The organism is Paracoccus stylophorae (genome assembly GCF_028553765.1).
GTDB lineage: Bacteria > Pseudomonadota > Alphaproteobacteria > Rhodobacterales > Rhodobacteraceae > Paracoccus > Paracoccus stylophorae.
In genome coordinates, this window is the sequence record NZ_CP067134.1 from 2,034,692 (window position 1) to 2,057,491 (window position 22,800).

General features: G+C 66.5%; 27 protein-coding genes. 15 read left to right on the top strand and 12 right to left on the bottom strand.

Features of this window, described 5'->3' with window-relative positions; all coding sequences use genetic code 11:
* Nucleotides 1–7: 7 nt before the first annotated feature.
* The gene (locus JHW45_RS09965) at nucleotides 8–760 is read left to right on the top strand and encodes a DsbA family protein (protein ID WP_272857551.1); all 753 of its coding nucleotides are present in this window, start codon (nucleotides 8–10) and stop codon (nucleotides 758–760) included.
* 19 nt (nucleotides 761–779) lie between these two features.
* Here the strand turns inward: JHW45_RS09965 and betA are convergent, their stop codons facing one another.
* Genes betA through betI form a run of 3 tightly spaced genes read right to left on the bottom strand, consistent with a single transcriptional unit; the run spans nucleotide 780 to nucleotide 4,448 of the window.
* Nucleotides 780–2,411 (bottom strand): choline dehydrogenase, encoded by a 1,632-nt coding sequence (gene betA / locus JHW45_RS09970; protein ID WP_272857552.1) that lies wholly within the window; start codon nucleotides 2,409–2,411, stop codon nucleotides 780–782.
* Between the two features lie 28 nt (nucleotides 2,412–2,439).
* The gene (gene betB, locus JHW45_RS09975) at nucleotides 2,440–3,879 is read right to left on the bottom strand and encodes a betaine-aldehyde dehydrogenase (RefSeq protein ID WP_272860592.1); all 1,440 of its coding nucleotides are present in this window, start codon (nucleotides 3,877–3,879) and stop codon (nucleotides 2,440–2,442) included.
* Complete coding sequence (gene betI, locus JHW45_RS09980) at nucleotides 3,876–4,448, bottom strand: choline-binding transcriptional repressor BetI (protein ID WP_272857553.1); 573 nt, start codon at nucleotides 4,446–4,448, stop codon at nucleotides 3,876–3,878. The genes betB and betI overlap by 4 nt, the downstream gene beginning before the upstream one ends.
* Before the next feature lie 87 nt (nucleotides 4,449–4,535).
* Between betI and JHW45_RS09985 the strand changes: the two genes are divergently transcribed.
* The 4 genes from JHW45_RS09985 (at nucleotide 4,536) to JHW45_RS10000 (ending at nucleotide 8,744) form a co-directional block, all read left to right on the top strand.
* The gene (locus JHW45_RS09985; RefSeq protein WP_272857554.1) at nucleotides 4,536–5,477 is read left to right on the top strand and encodes a choline ABC transporter substrate-binding protein; all 942 of its coding nucleotides are present in this window, start codon (nucleotides 4,536–4,538) and stop codon (nucleotides 5,475–5,477) included.
* 101 nt (nucleotides 5,478–5,578) lie between these two features.
* Nucleotides 5,579–6,427: a choline ABC transporter permease subunit gene (choW, locus tag JHW45_RS09990; RefSeq protein ID WP_272857555.1), complete on the top strand. Its 849-nt coding sequence runs from the start codon at nucleotides 5,579–5,581 to the stop codon at nucleotides 6,425–6,427.
* Nucleotides 6,424–7,452, top strand: a complete 1,029-nt coding sequence (gene choV, locus JHW45_RS09995) for a choline ABC transporter ATP-binding protein (protein ID WP_272857556.1) — start codon at nucleotides 6,424–6,426, stop codon at nucleotides 7,450–7,452. Before choW ends, choV begins: the two co-directional genes overlap by 4 nt.
* A gap of 128 nt (nucleotides 7,453–7,580) precedes the next feature.
* The gene (locus tag JHW45_RS10000; RefSeq protein ID WP_272857557.1) at nucleotides 7,581–8,744 is read left to right on the top strand and encodes an NAD-dependent epimerase/dehydratase family protein; all 1,164 of its coding nucleotides are present in this window, start codon (nucleotides 7,581–7,583) and stop codon (nucleotides 8,742–8,744) included.
* Between the two features lie 30 nt (nucleotides 8,745–8,774).
* On the opposite strand, the gene JHW45_RS10005 is transcribed toward JHW45_RS10000, so the two are convergent.
* Nucleotides 8,775–9,158 carry a DUF2147 domain-containing protein gene (locus tag JHW45_RS10005; RefSeq protein ID WP_272857558.1) on the bottom strand — a complete coding sequence of 128 codons (384 nt, stop codon included), beginning with the start codon at nucleotides 9,156–9,158 and terminating at the stop codon, nucleotides 8,775–8,777.
* A 140-nt stretch (nucleotides 9,159–9,298) separates the two neighbouring features.
* Here JHW45_RS10005 and hisA point away from each other — a divergent pair, with 140 nt between their 5' ends.
* Nucleotides 9,299–10,015: a 1-(5-phosphoribosyl)-5-[(5-phosphoribosylamino)methylideneamino]imidazole-4-carboxamide isomerase gene (hisA, locus tag JHW45_RS10010; RefSeq protein ID WP_272857559.1), complete on the top strand. Its 717-nt coding sequence runs from the start codon at nucleotides 9,299–9,301 to the stop codon at nucleotides 10,013–10,015.
* A gap of 18 nt (nucleotides 10,016–10,033) precedes the next feature.
* Here hisA and JHW45_RS10015 read toward each other — a convergent pair whose 3' ends face one another.
* A complete protein-coding gene (locus JHW45_RS10015) occupies nucleotides 10,034–10,297 on the bottom strand; it encodes a hypothetical protein (RefSeq protein WP_272857560.1) in 264 nt (87 codons plus the stop codon).
* A 213-nt stretch (nucleotides 10,298–10,510) separates the two neighbouring features.
* Between JHW45_RS10015 and hisF the strand changes: the two genes are divergently transcribed.
* From hisF to aat, 5 genes are all read left to right on the top strand, one after another.
* Entirely contained in the window at nucleotides 10,511–11,272 is a 762-nt protein-coding gene (hisF, locus tag JHW45_RS10020; RefSeq protein ID WP_272857561.1) for an imidazole glycerol phosphate synthase subunit HisF, read from the top strand.
* Nucleotides 11,269–11,580 (top strand): phosphoribosyl-ATP diphosphatase, encoded by a 312-nt coding sequence (locus tag JHW45_RS10025; RefSeq protein ID WP_272857562.1) that lies wholly within the window; start codon nucleotides 11,269–11,271, stop codon nucleotides 11,578–11,580. Before hisF ends, JHW45_RS10025 begins: the two co-directional genes overlap by 4 nt.
* A 118-nt stretch (nucleotides 11,581–11,698) precedes the next feature.
* Nucleotides 11,699–12,217 (top strand): acetyl-CoA carboxylase biotin carboxyl carrier protein, encoded by a 519-nt coding sequence (gene accB, locus JHW45_RS10030; protein WP_272857563.1) that lies wholly within the window; start codon nucleotides 11,699–11,701, stop codon nucleotides 12,215–12,217.
* Between the two features lie 7 nt (nucleotides 12,218–12,224).
* Nucleotides 12,225–13,571 carry an acetyl-CoA carboxylase biotin carboxylase subunit gene (gene accC, locus JHW45_RS10035; RefSeq protein WP_272857564.1) on the top strand — a complete coding sequence of 449 codons (1,347 nt, stop codon included), beginning with the start codon at nucleotides 12,225–12,227 and terminating at the stop codon, nucleotides 13,569–13,571.
* A gap of 10 nt (nucleotides 13,572–13,581) precedes the next feature.
* On the top strand, nucleotides 13,582–14,211 hold the full coding sequence (aat, locus tag JHW45_RS10040; RefSeq protein ID WP_272857565.1) for a leucyl/phenylalanyl-tRNA--protein transferase: 630 nt from the start codon (nucleotides 13,582–13,584) through the stop codon (nucleotides 14,209–14,211).
* Here aat and JHW45_RS10045 read toward each other — a convergent pair.
* The 5 genes from JHW45_RS10045 to JHW45_RS10065 all read right to left on the bottom strand — a co-directional run bounded on the left by JHW45_RS10045 (nucleotide 14,178) and on the right by JHW45_RS10065 (nucleotide 17,586).
* Complete coding sequence (locus tag JHW45_RS10045) at nucleotides 14,178–14,540, bottom strand: DUF2155 domain-containing protein (RefSeq protein ID WP_272857566.1); 363 nt, start codon at nucleotides 14,538–14,540, stop codon at nucleotides 14,178–14,180. The two genes, aat and JHW45_RS10045, sit on opposite strands and share 34 nt — an antisense overlap.
* Nucleotides 14,537–15,016: an outer membrane lipid asymmetry maintenance protein MlaD gene (mlaD, locus tag JHW45_RS10050; protein WP_272857567.1), complete on the bottom strand. Its 480-nt coding sequence runs from the start codon at nucleotides 15,014–15,016 to the stop codon at nucleotides 14,537–14,539. Before mlaD ends, JHW45_RS10045 begins: the two co-directional genes overlap by 4 nt.
* The gene (locus JHW45_RS10055) at nucleotides 15,017–15,391 is read right to left on the bottom strand and encodes an NADH:ubiquinone oxidoreductase subunit NDUFA12 (RefSeq protein ID WP_272857568.1); all 375 of its coding nucleotides are present in this window, start codon (nucleotides 15,389–15,391) and stop codon (nucleotides 15,017–15,019) included.
* A 129-nt stretch (nucleotides 15,392–15,520) separates the two neighbouring features.
* A complete protein-coding gene (gene clpX, locus JHW45_RS10060; protein WP_272857569.1) occupies nucleotides 15,521–16,786 on the bottom strand; it encodes an ATP-dependent Clp protease ATP-binding subunit ClpX in 1,266 nt (421 codons plus the stop codon).
* A gap of 167 nt (nucleotides 16,787–16,953) precedes the next feature.
* Nucleotides 16,954–17,586, bottom strand: coding sequence for an ATP-dependent Clp protease proteolytic subunit (locus JHW45_RS10065; protein WP_272857570.1), 633 nt, complete (start codon nucleotides 17,584–17,586; stop codon nucleotides 16,954–16,956).
* Nucleotides 17,587–17,752: 166 nt separating this feature from the next.
* On the opposite strand from JHW45_RS10065, the gene pth reads away from it, so the two are divergent.
* Genes pth through JHW45_RS10085 form a run of 4 tightly spaced genes read left to right on the top strand, consistent with a single transcriptional unit; the run spans nucleotide 17,753 to nucleotide 20,518 of the window.
* On the top strand, nucleotides 17,753–18,463 hold the full coding sequence (pth, locus tag JHW45_RS10070) for an aminoacyl-tRNA hydrolase (RefSeq protein ID WP_272860593.1): 711 nt from the start codon (nucleotides 17,753–17,755) through the stop codon (nucleotides 18,461–18,463).
* The gene (locus tag JHW45_RS10075) at nucleotides 18,460–19,542 is read left to right on the top strand and encodes a DUF2332 domain-containing protein (RefSeq protein WP_272857571.1); all 1,083 of its coding nucleotides are present in this window, start codon (nucleotides 18,460–18,462) and stop codon (nucleotides 19,540–19,542) included. Before pth ends, JHW45_RS10075 begins: the two co-directional genes overlap by 4 nt.
* A 27-nt stretch (nucleotides 19,543–19,569) precedes the next feature.
* On the top strand, nucleotides 19,570–19,947 hold the full coding sequence (locus tag JHW45_RS10080; protein WP_272857572.1) for a DUF2237 family protein: 378 nt from the start codon (nucleotides 19,570–19,572) through the stop codon (nucleotides 19,945–19,947).
* A 52-nt stretch (nucleotides 19,948–19,999) separates the two neighbouring features.
* Nucleotides 20,000–20,518 carry a DUF4893 domain-containing protein gene (locus JHW45_RS10085; RefSeq protein ID WP_272857573.1) on the top strand — a complete coding sequence of 173 codons (519 nt, stop codon included), beginning with the start codon at nucleotides 20,000–20,002 and terminating at the stop codon, nucleotides 20,516–20,518.
* A gap of 98 nt (nucleotides 20,519–20,616) precedes the next feature.
* Here JHW45_RS10085 and JHW45_RS10090 read toward each other — a convergent pair whose 3' ends face one another.
* The gene (locus JHW45_RS10090) at nucleotides 20,617–21,435 is read right to left on the bottom strand and encodes a hypothetical protein (protein ID WP_272857574.1); all 819 of its coding nucleotides are present in this window, start codon (nucleotides 21,433–21,435) and stop codon (nucleotides 20,617–20,619) included.
* A gap of 109 nt (nucleotides 21,436–21,544) precedes the next feature.
* Nucleotides 21,545–22,771: a tryptophan synthase subunit beta gene (gene trpB, locus JHW45_RS10095; protein WP_272857575.1), complete on the bottom strand. Its 1,227-nt coding sequence runs from the start codon at nucleotides 22,769–22,771 to the stop codon at nucleotides 21,545–21,547.
* Between the last annotated feature and the right edge of the window lie 29 nt (nucleotides 22,772–22,800).

Genomic DNA, 22,800 nt, shown 5'->3' on the forward strand with positions numbered 1-22,800 from the left:
GACTGCGATGAAACGCCTGATCGCCGCGCTGCTTCTGACCGCGACCCCGACCTTCGCCTTCGACATCTCGGCCATGTCCGAGCAGGAGAAATCCGCCTTCGGCGATGCGGTGCGCGAATATCTGATGGCCAATCCCGAGGTGCTGATCGAATCGATCAACGTGCTTGAGGAACGGCGCGCGGCCGACGCCGCCATCAACGATCAGGAACTTGTCGCCTCGAACCGCGACGCGATCTTCGATGACGGCCACAGCTGGATCGGGGGCAATCCCGATGGCGATCTGACCATGGTCGAATTCATCGACTATCGCTGCGGCGTCTGCCGCCAGTTCAACGACGAGGTTCACGATCTGGTCGAGGATGACGGGAATATCCGCCTGATCCTGAAGGAATTTCCGATATTGGGGCAGGACAGCGACAATTCTGCCCGCTTTGCCATCGCGGTCAAGCAGATCGCCGGCGACGCGGCCTATATGCAGGCCCATGACGCGCTGATCGCGCTGCGCGGCCCGGCCACGATCGAGGCGCTGAAGAAGATCGCGGACCGGATCGGCGTCGATGCCGATAAGGTGGTGAACACGATGAACACCGAACCTGTGACCGCCGTTCTGCGCGAAAATCACCAGCTGGCCGAACGCATGGCGATCCAGGGCACCCCGACCTTCGTGATCGGCGACGAATTGCTGCGCGGCGTCCCCGCCGCCGGGCTGACCGCCACCGTCAGCCAGATCCGCGACACGCAGGACGCCGGCAAAGGCTGACGCGGCTTGCGGCCGGCAGCTATTCCGCCGCCTCCAGCGCGGCCAGGTCGTCGGCCATCATCTGCCGTCCAAGGATGTGATCGGCGGCCTTTTCGCCGGTCATGATCGACGGCGCGTTCAGGTTGCCGTTGGTGATGCGCGGAAAGACCGAACTGTCCGCGACGCGCAGCCCCTGAACCCCGATCACCCGCAATTCCGGATCGACCACCGCATCGGGATCGTCCGCCGCGCCCAGCCGGGCGGTGCCGCAGGGATGATAGGCCGATTCGGCGTGTTCGCGGATGAAGGCGTCGATCTGGTCGTCGCTTTGGACATCCGCGCCCGGCTGGATCTCATCCCCGCGATACTCGGCGAAGGCGGGCTGATCGAAGATCCGGCGGGTCAGGCGGACGCAGGCGCGAAATTCTTTCCAATCATCCTCATGTGACATGTAGTTGAAGTGAATTTCAGGGGACAGGCCCGGATCGGGCGAGGTCAGCCGCACCGTGCCGCGCGATTTCGACCGCATCGGGCCGACATGCGCCTGGAATCCGTGCCCCTGCGCCGCCGCCTTGCCGTCATATCGCACCGCCAGCGGCAGAAAGTGATACTGGATATCGGGATAATCGACGGCGTCGTCCGACCGGATGAAGCCGCAGCTTTCGAACTGGTTCGACGCGCCCAGCCCGGTCTTCTGAAGCAGCCATTCGACCCCGACCCGGCTTTTGCCCAGAAGATTGTAATAGGTATACAGGCTGACCGGCTTCAGCGACTTGTATTGCATATAGATTTCAAGGTGATCCTGCAGATTCGCGCCCACGCCCGGCCGGTCGGCGCGGACGGCGATGCCGTGGTCGCGCAGATGGTCGGCCGGGCCGATCCCCGACAGCATCAGCAGTTTCGGCGTGTTGATCGAACTGGCCGACAGGATCACCTCGGACCCCGCGCGAACGATGCTTGTGCGGCCCGCCGCCTCGATCTCGACCCCGCAGGCGCGGTTGTCTTCGAAGACGACGCGGTGCGCCAGCGCGCGGATCACCGTCAGCCTGCCGCTTTTGCGGGCCGGGCGCAGATAGGCATTGGCGGCCGACCAGCGGCGGCCCTTCCAGATGGTCGCCTCCATCGGGCCGAAACCTTCCTGATAGGGGCCGTTGTAATCCTCGTTGCGGGGCCAGCCGGCCTGCTGTCCCGCCTCGATGAAGGCGTTGAACAGCGGGTTGCGCCGCTTGCCGCGGGTCACGTGCAGCGGCCCGCCGGTGCCGCGCCACGGCGACCGGCCGCCATGCCAGGTTTCCATGCGGCGGAAATAGGGCAGCACATGCGCATAACCCCAGCCGGTCGCGCCGGCGCGTTCCCAGTGATCGAAATCCTTGCGGTTGCCGCGCACGAACACCATGCCGTTGATCGACGACGACCCGCCCAGCACCTTGCCGCGCGGCGTCACCAGCCTGCGCCCGCCCAGATGCTGTTCCGGCGCGGTGGAAAACCCCCAGTCATAGCGCGGCATGCTCATCGGATAGGACAGGGCGCCGGGCATCTGGATGAAGATGCCGAAATCGCTGCCGCCATATTCGATCAGCGTGACCGTCCGCCCCGCCTCGGTCAGGCGATAGGCCAGCGCGCAGCCGGCCGAGCCTGCCCCCACGATCACATAATCCGACTGGGCCGCCATGCGCACCCTCCTGTCCGTCACCAATGTTTCAGTAAGGGGCCTCGACCCCGCCCATGCCGACATAGACCGACTTGAGCTGTGAATAATGTTCGATCGCCGCGGCCGAATTCTCGCGCCCGATGCCCGACATCTTCACCCCGCCGAAGGGCATCTGCACCGGGGTCAGGTTATAGGCGTTGATCCAGCAGGTCCCGGCCTCCAGCGCGGCGGCGACGCGGTGGGCGCGGGTGAGGTCCTGCGTGAAGACGCCGGCGGCCAGCCCGAATCCGGTCGCGTTGGCGCGGGTCACGACCTCTTCCTCGTCATAGAAGGTCAGCGCCGTCATCACCGGGCCGAAAATCTCGTCGCGGGTGATGGTCATGTCGTCGGTCGCGTCCACGAAAACGGTGGGCGGGATGAACGCCCCCTCGCCCGCGCCGCCGCACAGCAGCCTTGCGCCGGCCCGCTCTCCTTCCGCGATCATGGTGCGGATCTTGTCGGCCTGCCGCGCGCTGACGATGGGGCCGTGCTGGGTGTCGGGGTCCAGCGGATCGCCCATGCGGATATGGCGCGCGCGTTCGGCCAGACGGTCCAGGAACATCTCTCGGATGCCTTCCTGCAGGAAGACCCGCGTGCCGTTGGAACAGATCTGGCCCGAGGAATAGAAATTCGCCAGCATCGCCGCGCTGACCGCATCTTCCAGACTGGCATCCTCGAACACGATCAGGGGCGACTTGCCGCCCAGTTCCATCGTCACATGCCGCATCCCCTCGGCGGCGGCGGCATAGACGCGCCGCCCTGTCGGAACCGACCCGGTCAGCGACACCTTGGCGACATGGGGATCGGTGGTCAGCGCCGCGCCGACATCGCCGCCGCCCTGCACGACGTTGAAGACGCCGTCGGGCAGGCCCGCCTCGGACAGGATTTCGGCCAGTTTCAGCGCGCCAAGGGGCGTTTCCTCGGACGGTTTGAAGACCATCGCATTGCCCATCACCAGCGCCGGGGCCGCCTTCCAGCAGGCGATCTGGCTGGGATAGTTCCAGGCCCCGATCCCCGCGCAGACGCCCAGCGCCTCGCGCCGCGTATAGGCCCAGTCCTGCCCCAGCGGGATCATCTGGCCGGTCAGGCTGGCTGCAAGCCCGCCGAAGAATTCCAGCGCCTGCGCCCCCGATTCCCAGTCCGCCACCAGCGTTTCCTGAATCGGCTTGCCGGTATCCAGCGTTTCCAGCCGCGACAATTCCGCGTTGCGGTCGCGGATGATCGCGGCGGCGCGGGTCAGGACGCGGCCGCGGTCAGACGGCGCAAGCGCGGCCCATGCCGGCTGCGCCTGGGCCGCGATGGCGCAGGCATGGGCGACCTGTTCGACGCTCGCCTCCTGCAGCGACGCGATCCGTTCGCCGGTATAGGGATAAAGGACGTCAAGCGCCCTGCCCTCGCCTTCGACAAAGCGGCCGGCGATATGCAGGCTGGCCTGAGGTTGGGCATTCAGCGACATGCAAGCGCCTCCTTGAGATAATCGGTCATGGTTTTCAGGGCCGACGCGGCATCGGTCGGACCGGGTTTCAGGACCGCGCGCAGATAGACGCCGTCGATCAGCGCGCCGATGGTGCGCGCGGTGCGCACCGGATGTTTGGTCAGCGGGCGCAGCGCGACGATCAGGTTCGACTGAAGCCTGCGGTGATAGACCCGCAGCAATCGCGCGGCCTCGGGCTCGGTCAGCGCCAGCACATAGAAATTCAGCCAGGCGCTGACGGTTTCGCGCTGAAAGTTCTGCGGCTCGAAATTCGCCTCGATGATCGCGTCCAGCCGGCGGTCATGGCCGTTGCGATGCAGCGCCGACAGCACCGAATTGCCATAGACCCGCAGGATGTACCGCATCGCCTGCAGGAACATCTGGTCCTTGGAGCCGAAATAGTGATGGGCCAGCGCCGGCGACATGCCGGCCCGCCGCGCGATCTGCGCCACGGTCACGTCCAGAGAGCCCGCCTTCCCGACTTCGTGGATGACCGCATTGATCAGCGCGGCTTTTCGGATAGGCTCGGCTCCAAGTTTCGGCATTCCGCACCTGCTGTCGGAGTTTTTCGGTTGCTTTTCGAACTTAACCCGTCTTTAATTGATTAGTCAATCAATAACAGGGAGCCGAACATGAGCCTCTTTCGCATCGCCACGGCGCTGGTGCTGGGCAGCGCGCTGGCCACACCCGCGCTGGCCGCCGAACCCGAACAATGCCGCGACGTCACCTTTTCGGATGTCGGCTGGTCCGACATCACCGCGACCACGGCGCTGGCATCGACCGTGCTGCAGGCCCTGGGATACGAGACCGAGACCAAGATCCTGTCGGTCCCGGTCACCTACTCGGCGCTGTCCACCGACGACGTCGATATCTTTCTTGGCAACTGGATGCCGACGATGCAGGCCGATATCGGCCCCTATGACGAGGCCGGCACCGTCGACACCGTGCGCACCAACCTGACCGGCGCCAAATACACGCTGGCCACCAACAAGGCGGGCGCCGATCTGGGCATCGACGACTATGCCAGGATCGCTGAGCACAAGGACGCGCTGGACGGCAAGATCTATGGGATCGAGCCGGGCAATGACGGCAACCGCCTGCTGCTTGAGATGGTGGCCGAGGACAAGTTCGGCCTTGGCACGTTCGAGGTGGTCGAATCCAGCGAACAGGGGATGCTGGCGCAGGTCAGCCGGGCCAGTAATTCCGACACGCCCATCGTCTTTCTGGGGTGGGAACCGCATCCGATGAACGCCCAGTTCGAGATGACCTACCTGACCGGCGGCGACGACATCTTCGGGCCGGATCTGGGCGGGGCCGAGGTGCGCACCAACACCCGCGCCGGCTATGTCGAGGAATGTCCGAATGTGGGCAAGTTCCTGCAGAATCTGGAATTCACCCTGCAGATGGAAAACGAGGTGATGGGCAAGATCCTGAACGACGGCCAGGACCCGATGACCGCCGCCAGGGAATGGCTGGCCGACAACCCCGACGCCGCGACCGGCTGGCTGGACGGCGTGACGACCTTTGACGGCAACGATGCCCAAGCCGCGCTGGACGAGGCCCTGAACGGCTGACGACGCGCCCCGCCCGTTCCGGGCGGGGCCCTTATCCGCACCCGCCACGTCGCGCCGCCCCTCTGCGGTGCCGGACGCGACCTTGCAACAAGGGACAGTGCATGGATCAGCTGACGACGCTGGTGACCGACAACAAGATCCCGGTCGGAAGGACCGCAAAGACCATCTTCGACTGGCTGAACGCGAATGCCGCATGGCTGTTCAACGCGATCTCGTCCTCGATGGACTGGCTGATCGCCCGCATCCTTGCGGCGCTGGAATTCCCCCATCCCTTCCTGTTCGTGGCGCTGGCGGTGGCGCTGACATGGGCGTTGCAGCGCAACTGGCGCACCTGCCTGCTGATCGCGCTTGGCCTGCTGTTCATCCTCAACCAGGGCTATTGGGAGGAAACGCTGCAATCGCTGACGCTGGTGCTGGCGGCGTGCATCGTCTGCATGGCCATCGGCGTGCCCATCGGCATCGCCGCCGCCCACCGGCCGCGGCTTTACGCCTGGATGCGGCCGGTGCTGGACCTGATGCAGACGCTGCCCACCTTCGTCTATCTGATCCCGGCCATCGTGTTTTTCGGCATCGGCATGGTGCCGGGCCTGCTGGCCACGGTGATCTTCGTGCTGCCCGCGCCGATCCGTCTGACCCAGCTTGGTATCGCCTCGACCCCCGATTCGCTGGTCGAGGCTGCGCGCGCCTTTGGCGCCACCAACCGCCAGCTGCTGTGGAAGGTCGAACTGCCCAGTGCGCTGCCCCAGATCATGGCGGGGCTGAACCAGACGATCATGCTGTCGCTGTCGATGGTGGTGATCGCGGCGCTGGTGGGCGCCTCGGGGTTGGGGGTTCCGGTGGTGCGGGCGCTGAACAGCGTGAACACCTCGCTTGGCTTCGAATCGGGGTTCGTCATCGTGATCGTGGCGATCATGCTGGACCGGATGCTGCGCATGGAGGGCCGCAAATGACCCAGACCGCGCCGAACGCCGTCGAGTTCGACAATGTCAGCATCGTCTTTGGCGACCAGCCCGAACTTGCCCTGCCGCTGATGGACGAAGGGCTGGACCGCGGCCCGATCAAGGACGAGACCGGGCAGGTTCTGGGCGTCCACGATTGCAGCGTGAATGTCCGGCAGGGCGAGATCCTGGTGCTGATGGGCCTGTCGGGGTCCGGCAAATCGACGCTGCTGCGCGCCGTCAACGCGCTGAACGATGTCTGCCGCGGCGAGGTGCGGATCTGGGACGGCGAAAAGATGATCTCGGTCACCGGCGCCGGCCGGCGGGCGCTGCGCGATCTGCGCCTGCGCCATGTCGCGATGGTGTTCCAGCAATTCGGCCTGCTGCCCTGGCGCACGGTGCGCGAGAACGTGGGCCTTGGGCTGGAACTTGCCGGCATGTCCGCGGCCAGGCGGCGCGAGATGGTGGACCGGCAGCTGGAAACCGTGGGGCTGTCCGAATGGGCCGACCGCAAGGTGGGCGAATTGTCGGGCGGGATGCAGCAGCGCGTGGGTCTGGCGCGCGCCTTTGCGACCGAGGCGCCGATCCTGCTGATGGATGAGCCGTTCAGCGCGCTGGACCCGCTGATCCGGGCGCGGTTGCAGGACGAATTGCTGGAGGTGCAGGCCAAGACGCAGCGCACGATCATCTTCGTCAGCCACGATCTGGACGAGGCGTTCAAGCTGGGCAACCGCATCGCGCTGATGGAGGGCGGGCGGATCGTGCAGATCGGCACCGCGCGCCAGATCATCGCCAATCCGGTCAACGATTATGTCGCCGATTTCGTCGCCAACATGAACCCGCTTGGCGTGCTGACGGCGGCGGACGTGGCCCAACCGGGCGACGCGCCGGGAACGCCCGTGCCGCGCGACATGCCCGTGCGCGAGGTGATGGGAATGCTGGCCGATGCCGACGCCCTGCCGGTCGAGGGCGGCGGGCACATCACCCGCGACGCGGTGCTGGCGCGCCTGATCGACCCGCGCGGCACCGTCGCCTGACCCGGCGCTTCTTCGCCGGTCAGCCCGCCCCGCGCGACGGATTTGCGACAGTGCCGCCGCATGGGATGGCGCCCGACCCCGCGCCCCTTTAAGAAGCGGGCGGAAGGATCGGATACGAAGGCAATCTCATGAAGATCATCGTTCTGGGTGGAGACGGTTTCTGCGGCTGGCCCACCGCGCTGCATCTGTCCGCGCGCGGCCATGACATCATCGTCGTGGACAACCTGTCGCGCCGCAAGATCGATGTCGAGCTTGAGGTGAACAGCCTGACCCCGATCCGCCCCCTGGGCGAACGCGTGCGCGCCTGGCACGAACTGACCAACCACACGATCCGGGTCGAGAATTTCACCGTCGGCAAGCATTATCACCGCCTGCTGACGCTGCTGCGCGAGGAGCGCCCCGACGCGGTGATTCATTTCGCCGAACAGCGCGCCGCGCCCTATTCGATGAAATCCAGCTGGCACAAGCGCTACACGGTCAACAACAACCTCAACGCCACCAACGACGTGCTGGCGGCCATCGTCGAATCCGGGCAGGACATTCATCTGGTGCATCTGGGCACGATGGGCGTCTATGGCTATGGCACGGCGGGGATGAAGATCCCCGAAGGCTATCTTGACGTCATGGTCGAGACCGAGAACGGCCCCCACCGGCAGGAAATCCTGTATCCCGCCAATCCGGGCAGCATCTATCACATGACCAAGACCCAGGATCAGCTGTTCTTCTTCTATTACAACAAGAATGACGGCGTCCGGATCACCGATTTGCATCAGGGCATCGTCTGGGGCACCCAGACCGAGGAGACGCGGCGCGACGACCGGCTGATCAACCGCTTCGATTACGACGGCGATTACGGCACGGTGCTGAACCGGTTCCTGATGCAGGCGGCGGTCGATTATCCGCTGACCGTGCACGGCACCGGCGGCCAGACCCGCGCCTTCATCCACATCCAGGACACCTGCCGCTGCATCGAACTGGCGCTGCTGAACCCGCCCCGGCCCGGCGACCGGGTGAATATCCTGAACCAGATGACCGAAACCCACCGGGTCCGCGATCTGGCGCAGATGATCGCCGATCAGACCGGGGTCGAGATCGCGTTCCTGAAAAACCCCCGCAACGAGGCGGACGAGAACGATCTGCACGTGGCCAATGACCGTTTCCTTGGGATGGGGCTTGATCCGATCAAGCTGGAAGACGGTCTGCTGGCCGAGGTGCAGGAAATCGCGCGCAAATACGCCGACCGCTGCGACCGCGACAAGATTCCCTGCGTGTCGCAATGGCGCGCCGTGTGACGCGGCGCGCCGGATCGTCGCGGTGACGGGTCAGCGGATGCGCACCCAGGTCTGGCTTTTGCACAGCAGCCCGCCCGCGACGCAGCCCGACAGGCTCATCCGGTCGCCCGACACGCTGGCCTTGCCCTGATAGATCTTGTTGTTCGACGGGCGCCAGACCTTGCCCTGATAATTGCCGCCGCCGGCGGGCGCCATGTCGATCACGATCTGACGGCCCAGATTGGGCGATCTGTATTCACTTTTGTCCTTGAAGGTGCGGCTGATCGTGCCGCAGAACGCGTTGCCGCACGGCGCGATGGTGACATAGGCAAAGGCGCCCTCGTCAGGCTGGGTCTGCCAGACGCCTTCGATCGGGTCGGCGGCCGCAGCACCTGCGGACAGCAAAAGGGCGGCGATCACGGCAAGTTTCTTCATCGTCTCTCCTCCTCGGGACGGGTCGCGGGCAAGTCTGCGTCGCGTGCCGATTCCCGGCAAGACTGACGTCGGGTCCGCCCCTTCCCCTTGCCCCGCCAAAATGGCAAAGGGGGCGCGACACCACGACGGAAAGAGCCACGATGATCCTGTATCCCGCCATCGACCTGAAGGACGGCAACTGCGTGCGTCTGCTGCGCGGCGACATGGCGGCGGCGACCGTCTTCGGCGACGACCCGGCCGCGCAGGCGCGCGCGTTCCAGGACGCGGGCGCGGAATGGCTGCATCTGGTCGATCTGAACGGCGCGTTCGAGGGCAGACCGGTCAACGCCCCGGCGGTCGAGGCGATTCTGGCTGCAATCGACATCCCGGTCCAGCTTGGCGGCGGCATCCGCAACATGGACACGATCGAGGCCTGGCTGACGCGCGGCGTGCGGCGGGTCATTCTGGGCACGGCGGCGGTCGAGAATCCGGATCTGATGCGCGAGGCCGCCGATGCGTTCCCGGGCCGGATCGCGGTGGGGATCGACGCGCGCAACGGCAAGGTGGCCACGCGCGGATGGGCGACGGACACCGAAACCCTCGCCACCGATCTGGCCCGCCGGGCCGAGGATGCGGGCGTGACGGCGATCGTCTATACCGATATCGACCGCGACGGGGCGATGCAGGGACCCAATATCGCCGCGACCGAAACGCTGGCGCGGTCGGTCAACGTGCCGGTGATCGCCTCGGGCGGCGTGTCGTCGATGAAGGATCTTCAGGCGCTGGCCCAGACCCGCGTGATCGCGGGCGCGATTTCGGGCCGGGCGCTTTACGATGGCGCGCTGGATCTGTCCCAGGCGCTGGCGGCGCTGCGCTGAGGCAGCGCCGGTATTGCGTCAGCCCGGAACGCCCAGGCCCAGCGGCGCATTCGCGCGGCCATGTGCGCCCGGACGACGCATCGGGCGGGGCGCGTCAACCTCGACCGGGATCGCGGCAAAGGATGCCAGACCGCCGGCCAGGTAATCGGCCCCTGCGTTCACGGCGTTCGTCGAAGGCTTACGCCGGACCGACGCGCGCAGCGCGCCCAGTCCCGCGGCCAGGTATTCGATACCCGCTGCGGCGGCGTTCAGGATCTTGCGGTTCGGTGCGTTGCTTGCCATGTCTTTATGTCCTTCTGCGGCAGACCCGTTCACGATGCCGGGTCTTACATTCTGATATATGGTGCTTTTTTCCCGCAAAACCAGCCCCGGCCCGTGCAAGGGCGGTATGACCTGCACGCATCGCTTGGGGGCGGCGGGCGGTGTCACGCCGCTCTGGCCGGCGGGGTCATTTCGCTCTAGAACCGGCGCAGGCGCAGGAAAGGCTTAGACGCGATGCTGAAGACCCGGATCATTCCCTGTCTCGACGTGGCCGACGGCCGCGTGGTCAAGGGCGTGAATTTCGTCGATCTGGTCGATGCGGGCGACCCGGTCGAGGCTGCGCGCGCCTATGACGCGGCCGGCGCGGACGAGATCTGCTTTCTGGACATTCACGCCACCCACGAAAATCGCGGCACCATGTTCGATCTGGTCACGCGGACCGCCGAACATTGTTTCGTGCCGCTGACCGTGGGCGGCGGCGTGCGCACGCCCGACGATGTCCGTGCCCTGCTGCTGGCCGGGGCGGACAAGGTCAGCTTCAATTCCGCCGCCGTGGCCGATCCCGACGTGGTGGCCGCCGCCGCCGACCGGTTCGGCAGCCAGTGCATCGTCTGCGCCATCGACGCCCGGACCGTCGCCCCCGACCGGTGGGAGATATTCACCCATGGCGGGCGCAGGGCCACCGGCATCGACGCGGTCGAGTTTGCCCGCATGATCGAGGCGAAGGGGGCCGGGGAGATCCTGCTGACCAGCATGGACCGCGACGGCACGCGCGCGGGCTTCAACCTGCCCCTGACCCGCGCCATCGCGGATGCGGTCAACGTCCCCGTCATCGCCTCGGGCGGGGTGGGCACGCTGGATCACCTGGTCGAGGGCGTGATCGAGGGCCATGCCAGCGCCGTTCTGGCCGCCTCGATCTTCCATTTCGGCACCTTCACCATCGCCGAGGCCAAGGCCCACATGGCTGCGGCCGGCATCCCGATGAGGCTGACATGAGTGCGCTGCAACGCCTGTCCGATACCGTCGCCGCCCGCGGATCCGCCGATCCCGACGACAGCTGGACCGCCCGGCTGCTGGCGGCCGGACCCGAAAAATGCGCCGAGAAATTCGGCGAAGAGGCGATCGAGGCTGTCATCGAGGCCGTCAAAGGCGACCGCGACCGCCTGATCGGAGAGGCGGCGGACGTTCTGTATCACCTGCTGGTCATGCTGGCCGCGCGCGACCTGTCGCTGGCCGATGTCGAGGCGGAACTGTCGCGGCGCGAGGGGGTGTCGGGCATCGCCGAAAAGGCCGCCAGAAAGTGACGGTCGAAATCCGGCGGCGACGCGAATCCCTTCCCCTTGACTGCCTTACGGGGCTATAAGCGACCGAACCGCCGCAGATGCGACAGACAGGCGGCACCAGAACACGGCAGAGGACGGCATGAGCAACGATTCTGAAAACGGCAAGCATCACGAAGGCGACGTGGCCTTCATCCGGTCGCTGGCCGAACTGCTGAACGCCAGCGAACTCAGCGACATCTCCGTCAAGCGCGAATACGGCGATCACGACCGGCTGACCGTCAAGCTGTCCAAGCACGGCAGACAGGTCACCTATTCCGGCGCGCCCGCCGCCCAGCCCGCCATAGCCCCCGCAGCGCCCGCCGGTTCGGCGCCGTCCGCCGCCGCGCAGGGTGCCGCGCCCGGACCCGAAGATCCGGTGAACCTGCCCGGCATCGTCACCTCGCCCATGGTGGGCACCGCCTATCTGTCGCCCGAACCCGGCGCTGCGGCCTTCGTCCAGATCGGCCAGTCCGTCGCCGAGGGCGAGACGCTGATGATCGTCGAGGCGATGAAGACCATGAACCACATCCCCTCGCCCCGCGCCGGCACCGTCAAGCGCATCCTGATCGACGATGGCAGCCCGGTCGAATTCGGCGCCCCCCTGATGGTCGTCGAGTGAGGGCCGCATGTTCCGCAAGATCCTGATCGCCAACCGGGGCGAGATCGCGCTGCGCGTGATCCGCGCCTGCCGGGAAATGGGCATCGCCTCGGTCGCGGTCCATTCCACCGCCGACGCCGAGGCCATGCATGTGCGCATGGCCGACGAATCCGTCTGCATCGGCCCGGCGCCGTCCTCGGCCAGCTATCTGAACATGGCCGCCATCGTGTCGGCCTGCGAGATCACCGGCGCGCAGGCGATCCATCCCGGCTATGGGTTCCTGTCCGAAAACGCCGTGTTCGTGCAGATGCTGGAGGATCACGGCATCACCTTCATCGGGCCGCGCGCCGAACATATCCGCATCATGGGCGACAAGATCACCGCCAAGGACACGATGAAGGCGCTTGGCGTGCCCTGCGTGCCCGGCAGCGACGGCGGCGTCGAGGATGTGGACAGCGCCCGCAGGGTCGCGGCCGAAATCGGCTATCCGGTCATCATCAAGGCCACCGCCGGCGGCGGCGGGCGCGGGATGAAGGTCGCGCTTGACGACAACGGTCTGGAAAGCGCCTTCCGCACCGCCCGCGCCGAGGCGAAGGCCGCCTTCGGCAACCCCGACGTCTATATCGAGAAATATCTGCAACGACCCCGCCATATCGAGATCCAGGTCTTCGGCGACGGCCAGGGACGCGCCGTCCATCTGGGCGAACGCGACTGTTCGCTGCAACGCCGCCACCAGAAGGTCCTGGAAGAGGCGCCCGGCCCCGTCATCACCCCCGAACAGCGCGACCGGATCGGCAAGACCTGCGCCGACGCAGTTGCCAAGATCGGCTATGCCGGCGCGGGGACCATCGAATTCCTGTTCGAGGACGGAGAGTTCTATTTCATCGAGATGAACACCCGGCTTCAGGTCGAACACCCGGTGACCGAGGCGATCTTCGGCGTCGATCTGGTCCGCCAGCAGATCCTTGTCGCCGCCGGCGAGGGGATGGAGTTCGAACAGGCCCGGCTGTCGATCCGCGGCCACGCGATCGAGGTGCGCATCAACGCCGAAAAGCCGCCGACCTTCAGCCCCTGCCCCGGCCGCATCAGCCAGTATCACGCCCCCGGCGGGCTGGGCGTGCGCATCGATTCGGCGCTGTATCAGGGCTATTCCATCCCGCCTTACTACGACAGTCTCATCGGCAAGCTGATCGTGCATGGCCGCGACCGGCGCGAGGCACTGGCCCGGCTGGACCGCGCTCTTGGCGAGATGATCGTGGACGGCATCGACACGACCATGCCGCTGTTCCGCGCCCTGCTGCAAGAGCCCGACATCCAAAGCGGCAATTACTCGATCCACTGGCTGGAACGCTGGCTGGAACAGCAATTCGGCTGACGCGACCGCGATGCTGACCGCTGCGCAATTGCTGTCGGGCTATGCGCGCGGGGTGTTCCCGATGGCCGAAAGCGCGGATGATCCGAACCTCTACTGGTTCGATCCGCCGATCCGGGGCGTGTTGCCGGTGGGCGGCGTGCATGCCGCGCGGTCGCTGCGGCGCGATCTGCGGCGGGGCGGGTGGTCCGCGCATCTGAACCGCGATTTCGATGCCATCGTGGCCGCCTGCGCCGCGCGGGACGAAACCTGGATCAACGCGCAGCTGGCGCGGCTGTATCGCGAACTGCATCTGGCCGGCCACGCCCACGCCATCGAGATCCGGCAGCAGGGCAGCTTTGCCGGCGGGCTGTTCGGGGTCACGCTTGGCGCGGCGTTCTTCGGCGAATCGATGGTTTCGCATCGCAGCAACGGGTCGCGCATGGCGCTGCTGTGGACCTCATCGCATCTGGCGCGTTGCGGTTTCACGCTGTTCGACACGCAGTTCCTGACCCCGCATCTGGCCCGCATGGGCGGGATCGAGATCAGCCGCGACCAGTATCGCCGCCGATTGTCGGCCGCGCTGCGCATCCGTGCCGATTTCACGGCGGCGCCGCTGCTGCCCGCCGATCAGCTTTGGCAGGAAATCACCCAGACGTCATAGCGGGCATCGTCCAGCGCCGACAAGGCGGGCGAACTGGCGATCATCCAGCCGCTGAACAGCGTCACGTTCTGCGCCAGATCGGTAATGGCCAGCTGCGCATAGGCGTCAGAGCTGGGATCGCCGGCGGGATAGCGGCATTCGCCCAGACGCACCTCCAGCCGGCCGAAACGCGTCGCCTCGCCGACCTGCAACCGGATCTCGGTCGTGCGGCCCGACACCTTGTCCAGACCGCGCAGCAACGCACCGTCCGCGCGCGCCACCTCATCCGCGGCCAGCGCGACCGCGGCGGGCAGGAATGTCAGCAGGGCGGTCAGCGCGGCGCGGATCACGGGCCCGGCTCCGCGTCCTGCGACTGGCTGTCGACGAATTTCATCATCAGCTGGATCAGGCTGACCGCGCCCTGCACATCCTCGATCTCGTCGCCGGGCGCCAGATCGTCGGGGCTGCCGCCGGGCTGGATCTGGATGTAGGAGCCGCCCAGCAATCCGTCGGACTGGATGATCGCGGCGCTGTCGGCCGGCAGGACGACCGTGTCGGGAAGGGTGATCGCGGCATCGGCCATGTAGGTCTGCGGATTCAGCCGAACTGACGCGACGCGCCCGACCTTGACGCCCGCCAGCCGGACCTCGGTCCCGACCTCGACGCCGTCGACATCGGGAAACGAGGCCGTCAGTTCGTAACCGCCCGACCTGAACAGATCGCCCCAGGACGCCCAGGCCAGAAACCCCGCCGCGACGATCAGCACGATGGCCCCGGCGATCAGTTCGGCGCGCTGTTCGGCCCGATGCTCGGCGTGGGCGGTCATCTATTCCGGCTGCCAGGCATCGTAATCGCGCCGCACCGCCGGTTCGGCACGATACAGCGATCCTTCGGGATAATACGCCGCCGGCGTGCCGGTCATGTTCGGCACATGCGGCTTTTCCCAGACCTTGCGCGGCACCGGCACCTCGGTCGGCGGCTCGTCCCAGGTGTGGTGCAGCCAGCCATGCCATTCCGGCGTCACCCGGCTTGCCTCGGATTCGCCCTTGTAGATTACCCAACGGCGCGAGCCGTCCTTGTTCTGATAGAAGACGTTGCCCTGATCGTCCTCGCCGACCTTCTTGCCGTTCCGCCACGTCCAGAACTGGGTGTTGATGGTCTGGCTGTTCCACCAGGTCAGGGTGCGAAGCAGAAACGACATCAGTGCGAACCTTCCTTCAAGGGCTGTCCGAGATATGGCGCAAGCGGGGGCCGACGTCCAGAGACTGCGCGCCCTGCCGCGCCCGCGCGTCGCGGCGCAGCGGCCCGCCGCCGCGCAGGCCCCGACGGTTCAGCCGGCCGAGGCGCTTTCCTTTTTCTGGTCGGCATGGATCAGCAGCGGCTTGACCGATGCGTTCTCGACCGCATCCTCGTTCACGACGACTTCCTCGACGCTGTCCAGACCCGGCAATTCGAACATCGTGTCCAGCAGAATGTCCTCCATGATCGAGCGCAGCCCGCGCGCGCCGGTCTTGCGCTTGATCGCGCGCCGCGCGATGGCGTTCAGCGCATCGTCGGTGAAGGTCAGTTCAACCCCTTCCAGATCGAACAGCCGCTGATACTGCTTGACCAGCGCGTTCTTGGGCTTGGTCAGGATGATGATCAGCGCCTCTTCGTCCAGATCGGTCAGCGTCGCGATCACCGGCAGACGGCCGACGAATTCCGGGATCAGGCCGAATTTCAGCAGATCCTCGGGCTCAAGCTCCATGAAGACCTCGCCCACGCCGCGATCGTCGTTGTCCTTGACCGTCGCGCCGAAACCCATCGCGGTGCCCTTGTTGCGCTGCGAGATGATCCGGTCCAGCCCCGCGAACGCCCCGCCGCAGATGAACAGGATGTTGGTCGTGTCGACCTGCAGGAATTCCTGCTGCGGATGCTTGCGCCCGCCCTGCGGCGGCACGCTGGCAACCGTGCCCTCCATGATCTTCAGCAGGGCCTGCTGCACGCCTTCGCCCGACACGTCGCGGGTGATCGAGGGGTTGTCGGACTTGCGGGTGATCTTGTCGACCTCGTCGATATAGACGATGCCGCGCTGCGCGCGTTCGACATTGTATTCGCTGGCCTGCAACAGCTTGAGGATGATGTTCTCGACATCCTCGCCGACATATCCCGCCTCGGTCAGCGTGGTGGCATCGGCCATGGTGAACGGAACGTCCAGGATCCGCGCCAGCGTCTGCGCCAGCAACGTCTTGCCGCAGCCGGTCGGGCCGATCAGCAGGATGTTCGACTTGGCCAGTTCGATATCGGATTTGCTGCCGTGGTTCAGCCGCTTGTAGTGGTTGTGCACCGCCACCGACAGGACGCGCTTGGCATGTTCCTGCCCGATCACATAGTCGTCAAGAACCTGACAGATCTCTTTCGGCGTGGGCACGCCGTCGCCGGATTTCAGACCGGTGGATTTGGTTTCCTCGCGGATGATGTCCATGCACAATTCGACGCATTCATCGCAGATGAATACGGTCGGACCCGCAATCAGCTTGCGGACCTCGTGCTGGCTCTTGCCGCAAAAGCTGCAATAAAGCGTGTTCTTGCTGTCGCCGCCGGACTGGTTCGCCATCGTCCACTTCCTTGCTTGCCGCCGGACCCTTTCGGAACCCCGCGGGCGGTGCCGGTTTCCTTTCCGTGCTCCGCTTCGGTGATCGTCCGGGGCGGCCCGTCGCGGCCGCCACGTCTGGTTCGCGCCATGTTAGGGGTGACACCGCCGCGTCACAATCCCCATCACGGCTATTTCTTCTCGGGCTCGGCCTTGCCGCGCGGCTCAAGCACCTCGTCGATCAGGCCCCAATCCTTCGCCTCGACGGGGGACATGAAACGGTCGCGTTCCAACGCCTCCTCGACCTCTTCCAGCGATTTGCCGGTATGGGCGACATAGATCTCGTTCAGGCGGCGCTTCAGCTTTTCGGTCTCGCGCGCGTGGATCAGGATGTCGGTCGCCTGCCCCTGATACCCGCCCGAGGGTTGGTGGACCATCACCCGGCTGTTGGGCAGCGAATAGCGCAGCCCCGGCTCTCCGGCGGCCAGCAGCAGCGATCCCATCGAGGCCGCCTGCCCCACGACCAGCGTCGAGACGCGCGGCCGGATATACTGCATCGTGTCATAGATCGACAGGCCCGACGTCACCACGCCGCCGGGGCTGTTGATATACATGCTGATGTCCTTGGACGGGTTCTCCGCCTCGAGAAACAGCAACTGCGCGCAGATCAGGGTGGACATGCCGTCATGGACCGGCCCGGACACGAAGATGATGCGTTCCTTCAGCAGACGCGAGAAGATGTCATAGGCACGCTCGCCCCGCGAGGTCTGTTCGACCACCATCGGCACGAGGGTGTTCATGTAGAATTCTGCCGGATCGCTCATCTTCTGTCCTTGCCTGTTATTCCCGGTGCCGCGAGTCGACAGGGTTTCGTCCCATCTCTTATCCGCGAAAGGTTGACAGAGTCTTAGTAACCGGCAAGGTCCGCCGCAAGGGATGGAACGAAATTCCCGGCATGTCAGGCTGATGGCGGGGCGGCAGGAGGGGTCGATGAAACTGATCGTGGGGCTGGGCAATCCGGGCGCGAAATACGCGGGGAACCGGCACAATATCGGCTTCATGGCGGTGGACCGGATCGCGTCCGATCATGGGCTTGGACCGTGGAAGGCGCGATTTCAGGGGCTTGCCGCCGAGGGACGGCTGGGCGAGACGCGGGTGGTGCTGCTGAAGCCGCAAGGTTTCATGAACCTGTCGGGCCAGTCGGTCGGCGAGGCGATGCGCTATCTGCGGCTGACGCCCGCCGACGTGATCGTGATGCATGACGAGCTGGACCTGGCGCCGGGCAAGTGCCGGGTGAAACAGGGCGGCGGCCATGCCGGCCATAACGGCCTGCGCTCGATCCACCAGCATATCGGGCCGGATTACGCGCGCATCCGTCTGGGCATCGGCCATCCGGGCCACAAGGACCGGGTGACGGGCCATGTGCTGTCCGATTTCGCCAAGGCCGATCAGGACTGGCTGGACGATCTGCTGCGCGGGGTGTCGGATGGCGCGGCGGCGCTGGCGGCGGGCGATGCCGGGCGGTTCCAGAACGCGGTGGCGCAGCGCACGGTCCCACAGCGCGGCAACGCCCCCCGCCCCGCAGACCAGGGCGCGGCACGGAAACCGGCCGCGGACCCGCCTGCCGAAAAGGACGAACCGGCGCAAAAGCCCGCCAGTTTCAGCGACCGGCTGCGCGCGCTGACCGAACGGTTCAAGTGAGCGAAAGCGCCGTCCGCGCCGCGTTCCGCGATCAGGCCCGGGCCTGCGCCGCGTTGGGATCATCCTTCACGGCGGCGGTGTGCGACCGGCTGGGCCAGTCCCTGCAAACGGATCAGGGCCCTGTCGCCGCGCGCGTCCTGGGCTGGCGGGGCGATCCGTCGGGGCGGGCCGACTCGGTGCCGCTGCGGCTGTGCGGCGCGCTGCATGCGCTGGTTCTTGACGGCGACGATCCGGCGCTGGCGCAAGCCTATCGCGCGCGGGTCGTGGATGAGGCCGCGATCCTGACCGCGCTGCGTGTCCACGCGGATCGCGTGCTGGAATGGCTGGACCACGCTCCGCAGACGAACGAGGTCGGCCGATCCGCCGTCCTCATCGCCGCGGCCCGGTTTCTGGCCGCGCTGTGTCCGCAGCCGATCCGGGCGCTGGAACTGGGCGCGTCGGCCGGGCTGAACCTGAATTTCGCCCGCTATCGTCTGGCACCGGGTTCGGACCCTATGAACCCTTCGGACGAGGGCGATGCGGCGGATTGGGTCGTTCTGCGTCCCGACTGGCAGGGCGACGTTCCGCAGGGCGGTTTCGACGTGGCCAGCGCCGAGGGCGTCGATCTGCATCCGCTGGACCCGCAGACGGACGGTCTGCGGCTGATGGCCTATTGCTGGGCCGATCAGGAGCGGCGGCTGTCGCGGCTGCGCGCGGCGCTGCATCTGGCGCGCACGCATCCGCCGCGCGTGGTTGCGGGCGATGCGGGCGACTGGCTGCGCGACCGGCTGGCGCGGCCCGCGCCGGATCGGCTGACGCTGGTCTTTCATACGGTGGCGCATCAGTATTTCCCGCCCGCCACGCAGTTTGCCTGCGCCGACGCGCTGCGCCGGGCCGCCGATGCCGCAGCCGCCGGGGGCGGCCCGGTCGCCCATTTCTCGATGGAGGCGGATGGCGGCGACGGCGCGGCCCTGACCCTGCGGCTGTGGGACGGGCGGGCGCGGGGCTGGCATCTGGGACGGGCCGATTTCCACGGAAGATGGGTCAGCTGGCATCCCGTCGCGATCCAAGGGCTTGGCGATGGCCGACGCGAGGGTTAGCCTTGACGAAGACACGAGGAGAAGGTGATGGAGCCATCGCTGAACGTCCTGGGCGGCAAGCTGCAACCCTGTTCCATGGACCCGCTGACCGGATTCTATCGCAACGGCTGCTGCGACACGGGGGCCGAGGATGTCGGCAGCCATACGGTCTGCGTCGTCGTCACGGCCGAGTTTCTGGCCATGTCCGCCTATCTGGGCAACGATCTGGCCACGCCGCGGCCGGAATTCCGCTTTGCCGGGCTGAAGCCGGGCGACCGCTGGTGCCTGTGCGCGGCACGGTTTCTGCAAGCGGCGCAGGAGCAGGTGGCGCCGAAGGTGGTTCTGGACGCCACCCATGTCTCGGCGCTGAGGATCGTCCCGCTGGAACTGCTGCGTGCCCATGCGCTTGCCGATCCGAAGGATTAGCCTGTCGGCGGTCCTGGCGATAGGTCTTGCCTCGCCTGTTGCCGCGCAGGCGATGCGCGCGGACGATGCCGCACGTCTGGCCGCGTTCGACGCCAAGCCGACGCAGGCGCTGTTGTCGGCCTTCGCCCATGGCAGCCCCGATGACGTGGCGATCCTGTCGGATGCGCTGCGCGGCGCGGGGTGGCCGGCCGAACAGGCGCTGGCGACCCTGCCGGGCGACTGGACCTGCCAGACGATCAAGCTGGGCGGCCTGCTGCCCATCGTCGTCTATGCCCCGTTCCGCTGCCGGATCGACGAGGCGGGCGGGTTTGAAAAGCTCAGTGGATCGCAGCGGACCCGAGGCCATCTGTCGATCCGGGACGGGCGCGTGATCTATCTGGGAACCGGCTTTGTCGCGGGCGACACGCCGCCCGATTATGCCGCTCTGCCGGACCACGTCGATCCGGGGGCCATGCCGCAATTCATGCCCGAGATCGGGATCGTTCAGGTCACCGGGCCGGATGCGGCGCGTGTCCTGCTGCCGCTGCCGCATCTGGAATCGGACCTCAACCTGCTGGTGCTGCGCCGATAAGGTGCACGGTCTGCCGTGCGGTTCGGCAAGGCGGCAACGAGAAGCGGCCGAAGACGAAATCTCCGGCCGCGTCGCAGGTCTATCGGATTGGTCGCGGGTCAGCCGCTCGTGCCGCCATCCCCGTCACCGCCATTGCCATCGCCGCCGGAGTCCGACCCGTCCCCCGAACCGGAATCGCCGCCGTCCGAACCACTGTCCGAACCGCTGTCCGATCCACCGTCCGAACCGCCATCAGCGCCGCTATCCGAGCCTCCGTCAGCGCCGCCGTCAGCGCCGGTGTCCGAACCGCTCTCCGATCCCGCGTCGCTGTCGGCTCCATCCGACCCCGCCGCGCCATCGCCGCCGGCATCGCTGCCGTCATTGCCGCTGGCGCCATCGTCCGCGCCGCCCTCACTGTCCGCCGTTCCATCGGCTTGCGCGTCATCGGAGGTGCCCCCCGTCCCCCCATCCGCAGCGCCGTCGTCGGTATCCGGGCTGGCGCTGTCCTCGTCGGTGGTATCAGCGTCGCGGTCGGGCCGGGACTGGGGGCGGTCGCCGGCCGAGCTGTCCTCGCCATCGGGGCGCAGATTCTGGCCGTCGATGGACACCAGACTGCCGTTCGCCACGCTGTAGACCAGTTCGATCGGCACGCCCGCGCGCTGCGCCGTCACCGTCATCAGCGCGCCCTGGCGCAGGATATGCACATCGGTAAAGCCCTGCGCGATCAGCGTTTCAGCAATAGCCTGATCGTTGTCGATCTGTTCAAGAATCGGGATGTCGCTTTCGGTCACGGCCCCGACCGAGGGTTCGGCCTGCAATGCCGGGGCGGGCACGATCACGGTGCCGGATGTCTGCGCCAATGCGGTCGTGCCCGCCAGCGCGGTCAGGACGGCCAGCGAGCCGCCCCATGTCAGCGTCTTCATGGTCTTGCCTGGCATGATTAACCTCCGTCATGCGGTTCGAAGGTCAACGCCAGGGCGCACCGTCCGGTTCAATCGGGCGCACGCGCGGTCGCCGGATCGGCGACGATCCGCCTTGTCCTGCCGGTCAGGCCTGAAGATCGACGCCCAGATGCTTGGCGACGGTGAAGATATCCTTGTCGCCGCGGCCGCACATGTTCATCACGATGATGTGGTCGCGCGGCAGGTCGGGGGCGATCTTCATGACATGGGCCAGCGCGTGGCACGGCTCCAGCGCGGGGATGATGCCTTCGGTCTCGCAGCTCAGCTGGAACGCGCGCAGCGCCTCGTCGTCGGTGATGCTGACATATTCGACCCGGCCCATATCCTTCAGCCAGGCATGTTCCGGCCCGATCCCGGGATAGTCCAGACCGGCGCTGATCGAATGACCCTCAAGGATCTGGCCGTTCTCGTCCTGAAGAAGATAGGTGCGGTTGCCGTGCAGCACCCCCGGGCGTCCGCCTGTCAGGCTGGCGCAGTGCTGCATCCGGTCGTCCACGCCCTTGCCGCCCGCCTCGACCCCGATGACGCGGACCTGGGCATCGTCGAGGAACGGATGGAACAGGCCCATCGCGTTCGACCCGCCGCCGATGGCCGCGACAAGCGTGTCGGGCAGCCGTCCCTCGCGCGGCATGATCTGTTCCCGGACCTCCTTGCCGATGATCGACTGGAAATCGCGCACCATCGCCGGATAGGGATGCGGACCGGCGACCGTGCCGATGCAATAGAACGTGTCGCGCACATTCGTGACCCAGTCGCGCAGCGCATCGTTCATCGCATCCTTCAGCGTGCCGCGCCCGCTGGTGACAGGCACCACATCGGCGCCCAGCAGACGCATGCGGAAGACGTTCGGGGCCTGCCGGTCGACGTCATGGGCACCCATATAGACCACGCATTTCAGCCCGAAGCGCGCGCAGACCGTGGCCGTGGCCACGCCGTGCTGGCCCGCGCCGGTTTCGGCGATGATCCGGGTCTTGCCCATCCGGCGCGCCAGCAGGATCTGGCCCAGCACGTTGTTGATCTTGTGCGCGCCGGTGTGGTTCAGCTCGTCCCGCTTCATGTAGATCTTCGCGCCCCCAAGCCGGTCGGACAGGCGTTCGGCGTGATAAAGCGGGCTGGGACGACCGACATAATGGGTCCACAGATCGTCCATCTCGGCCCAGAAATCCGCATCCGTCTTGGCGCGTTCGTATTCCGCCTCAAGCTCGAGGATCAGCGGCATCAGCGTTTCGCTGACAAAGCGGCCGCCATGGATGCCGAAGCGGCCCTGTTCGTCGGGGCCATGCTTGAAGCTGTTCACCAGATCGTCGGCCATGGGTCTGCCTTCACGGTTGGGACATGGGT